A 3,091-nucleotide genomic window follows, 5' to 3' on the forward strand; every position below is an offset into this window, starting at 1 on the left:
TTTTTACAGTCCAATACTTATAAGTTTTTTCAATCAGATGCGTATCAGAAGCTCAAAGATCTTTTTGCAGGTATGGCGGAATCTTCATCAGACGGTTCTGGGTGGGATGCGCTTGCAAGTGGTGTGAAGCATCTTAATGAAGGAGATAAGGAAAGAGGGCAGGTTAATCAGACTGTCGAGTATCTAAAGTCCAAAGGCTATAGCGAAGAAGAAGCGCGGTTCATGGCTGGGAATAAAGATGCATTGAATGCTTTTCTATTACAAAAAGTGAACGGCGGTTATGATGCTAGATCTAAAGAAGAAATGGACCGCCTACGAGAAACAATAGATCTTAAAAATAGTGAAGCTATCAGTAGTAATACACTCCATGACATTGAACGTTTTATGAATTATATAGAAGAGAATGGTGATTGGGCTACGGGAAATCTTGCTGATTGGCAAGCTTCTTTTAAGATTCCTCAACACCGTGATATGCGTTCACTGCTTGATTCCATTAAAAACCGTATAGGTATTGACCGTTTAGAAACGATGAGACGGTATTCACGCAATGGTGCTTCTGGTTTTGGTAACCTTACAGAAAGAGAGCTTGATATCTTAAAGAGCTATTTAGGAGAGATAAAGTACGACTTGGGTCATAAAGAGCTCTTGTTTAGGTTGAAAAAAATCCATCAGATTTTGGCTAAGATGAAATTAGACGTATTGAAATTGCTAGAAGACAGCAGCATTGAATTAACGCAAGAGAGTGTTGATAAGGTTACCTCACAGTCGCATTCTAAAGCTCCACAGCAAGGACGTAATGCTTTGCCACTTGTTACCAGCAAAGAAGAGGAAGATGCATTGCCTTCCGGTGCACGCTTTATTGGTGAAGATGGAAAGATAAGGGTTAAAGGGGCTTAAAATGGCATATATTCCTTATTCTCGCATTGTTGATGATGTATCCGATAATGATGGTACGTCTTCGGTGAAGAACAGTCGTGGTAATCAAGGAAAAAAAACAACGGGTTATATTCCTTATTCCCCTCTTGTTGATGATGATACGGCTTCATTTAATACAAAATTTACAGCAGATGATTTTTCATTTGATGATAAAGATCTTACGTGGTCGGATGCTGTTAGAAGCCATGGTACATCTGGTCTTACAGCAGGTTATAGTGATGAGATACAAGCGGCGAATGAAGCGGGTTTTATAGATTATTGGCGTGGTGATAAACGAGCAGAGGAGATCTATAATAGAAGGGTAGCTAAGGAGCGCGCTTACCTAAAAGCTTTGGAAGAGAAACATCCATGGTTATCTTCTGGTGCTTATATTGCTGGTTCGATTTTACCAACATTAGCATCTTTGGGTATTCCAGCATTAAATTTTTTGCGAGCAGGTTCGACTTTAGGAAGTTTAGGTAGGGGAGCTATTGTTGGGGCAGGTTCTGGAGCTTTACATGGTTCTGGTGCAGGAAAAGGTTACAATGATACGGTGAATTCGGCATTAGCCGGTGGTGTTGGTGGGGCAGTTTTGACGCCGGTTGCTGCTTTAGGAGGTATAGGTATTTCTAAGGCAGTTCGTAGTTTAGGAAATGCTTTAAAATCGCCTCCACTTATAAGGAATTATTTTAATCCTGCTCGTAAAGAGGTTTCAAATAAAGCTTTGAGAGAAGTTGCCAAGCAACTTTACGATAATAAACCCCAAAAGATCACGGAACGTCTTAGCTCAGAACCTCAGGAAGTATTTTTGACAGATATTAATGAAAAACTACGACAGACTTTGTGGAATGCGTCTAAAACAAATGAAGATGTTTATAATCTCTTGAAACAAGCACATGAGAAAAGATTGGGAGGTTCTGTTCAACGTCTTTATGATATGATGGAGCAGACAATTGTTCCATACCAGCATAGCGATACTTTAAGCAGGACGCTTAAACAGCAAGGGAAAGAAGCGCATGATCATCTTTATGAACAAGCAAGGCAAACGCCGATAGGACGAGAGTATTATCCGGCTCTTAATAAACTTTTTGAAAATAAAGGGTTTCAAAAAGCTCTTAAAGAAGCTGTCAATACTTTAGAGGAACACCCTCTCAGTATAAATCCTAGAAGGTTTTATGATAGAAGATTTAGCAGTATAACCTATAAACCTACGATAGAGTTATTAGATCAAACTAAGCAGTCTCTCGATGATTTAATCGAAAAAAGTAAGAAACATGGCGATAACCAAAAGATTTTAGGATACGAAGTCCTCAAACAAAATTTGGTAAAAATAATGGACGAAATCTCTCCTACTTATAAAGCAGCACGCGGTAGTGCAGCAAAATTCAAAAACTTTGCAGATAGCTTTGAGGAAGGTAGACAAGCTTTTGGAACAAAGCTTGAAAAGAGTTTTGAAAGGGATGCAGTTCAGGAAAATCTTTCTAAAGGGAATTGGACAAAACAAAATAATACCTATCAGATGGGTATGAGAGATGCCTTAGATGATTTACTCAGAAAAAATGATGACCCTATTAATGAATTTTCTAAACTTTTAAAACAAAATCTTGCGTCTGAGAATCTTGAAAGGACCATAGGACCGGAACGGTTTTCTACTTTTAAAAAGGCAGTAGATCAGGAGCAATTCTATTCTGATGCAGCAAAAGAGGGTTTTAGCAAATTTGAAGGCACTCCTGAGGTTTCTCTTTTTGATGGAGTTCGTGTACCACATAGTATTCCTGATATACCAGCTCAAGGCTTAAAATTAGCACGAAACATATTTTTCCACCCGAATGCTCCAGAGGCGCTACGGGCAAGACAAGAGCTAGAGCGCGGTATAGCGAAGTTAGCAACTTTTGGCGTTAAAGGAATGGAGCGCAATGAAATTGCCAAATTGATTCAAAGTGCTTTGAAGTGGCATAAAGCCGGTGTGATAACGGATGAAGGCTTGAAGATTGTTTCTAGAGCTGTAGCAAAAGGGTTAGGTCCTAGTGCTTCAATAGAGTACGCGAAATGACCCGTTCTAGTCCTTCTGTTAATCAAGCGATACGGCAAACGGCAGCGCGTTATGGTTTGCCAGAGAGTTATTTGTACCGTGTTGCGCAAGTGGAAAGTGGAGGCAATCCGAATGCAAGGAATC

General features: G+C 39.7%; 2 protein-coding genes and 1 pseudogene. All 3 read left to right on the forward strand.

Going from position 1 to position 3,091, the window contains the following annotated elements:
* Positions 1-897, forward strand: a pseudogene (locus ACFINZ_RS09225) (hypothetical protein); the annotation flags it as partial.
* A 1-nt stretch (position 898) separates the two neighbouring features.
* The gene (locus ACFINZ_RS09230; RefSeq protein WP_375655549.1) at positions 899-2,968 is read left to right on the forward strand and encodes a glycine zipper family protein; all 2,070 of its coding nucleotides are present in this window, start codon (positions 899-901) and stop codon (positions 2,966-2,968) included.
* Positions 2,965-3,091, forward strand: a 127-nt coding sequence (locus tag ACFINZ_RS09235) for a transglycosylase SLT domain-containing protein (protein ID WP_375678726.1), incomplete at its 3' end; no start/stop codon positions are given. The genes ACFINZ_RS09230 and ACFINZ_RS09235, both read left to right, overlap by 4 nt.

It is taken from the genome of Bartonella sp. AA81SXKL (assembly GCF_042196945.1).
Lineage (GTDB): Bacteria > Pseudomonadota > Alphaproteobacteria > Rhizobiales > Rhizobiaceae > Bartonella.